The 1,002-nt window shown below is 48.2% G+C and carries 1 protein-coding gene; it reads left to right on the top strand.

What is annotated here, in order from left to right:
* A partial coding sequence (locus tag R7P69_RS25355) for a TRAP transporter large permease (protein ID WP_318121858.1) occupies positions 1–1,002 on the top strand: 1,002 nt, incomplete at both ends.

Raw genomic sequence — 1,002 nt, forward strand, 5'->3', positions numbered from 1 at the left:
TGGCTCTTCACCAGCAACCGTGGTCGCTATCGGTAGTATCGTCATTGCGGGGATGATCAAAAACGGTTACTCGAAAGAGTTTGCTGCGGGTGTTATCTGTAACGCAGGTACTTTGGGGATCTTGATTCCGCCATCGATCGTGATGGTGGTGTATGCTGCTGCGACCGATGTGTCAGTGGGGCGTATGTTCCTTGGGGGTGTGATCCCAGGTTTGCTGGCTGGCGTGATGTTGATGATCGCTATCTACATTGCGGCGAGGATTAAGAATCTACCTAAGCAACCATTCGTGGGATGGAAAGAAACGTTTGATGCCGCCAAAGATGCGAGTTGGGGCTTGTTGCTGGTGGTGATCATCCTTGGCGGTATCTATGGCGGTATTTTCACACCAACAGAGGCTGCGGCAGTTGCGGCGGTGTACTCATTCTTTATCGCGAACTTTATATATAAAGACATGGGACCATTTGCTGATAAGCAAAACACCAAACCAGCGATCGTCAAAGTGATTCAGACCTTTGTGCATGAAGACACTAAGCATACCTTGTATGAAGCAGGTAAGCTTACCATCATGCTGCTGTTTATCATTGCTAATGCACTGATCTTAAAACACGTACTGACTGAAGAACGTATCCCTCAGATGATCACGGAATCGATGCTGTCTGCGGGGCTTGGGCCAATTACGTTCTTGATAGTTGTAAACTTGTTGCTCCTGATCGGTCGTCAGTTTATGGAGCCTTCGGGCTTATTGATCATCGTTGCTCCTTTGGTGTTCCCAATTGCCATTGCGCTGGGCATCGACCCAATTCACCTCGGTATCATGATGGTAGTGAACATGGAAATCGGCATGATAACGCCACCAGTCGGGTTGAACCTGTTTGTAACGGCTGGGGTGGCTAGAATGTCGATGATGAATGTTGTAAAAGCGGCATTGCCATGGGTGGGCGTCATGTTCTTGTTCTTGATAATTGTGACTTATGTACCTTGGGTATCAACCTGGCTACCAAC

Origin of the sequence: Vibrio sp. 661 (genome assembly GCF_033339315.1) — a bacterium.
GTDB lineage: Bacteria > Pseudomonadota > Gammaproteobacteria > Enterobacterales > Vibrionaceae > Vibrio > Vibrio alginolyticus.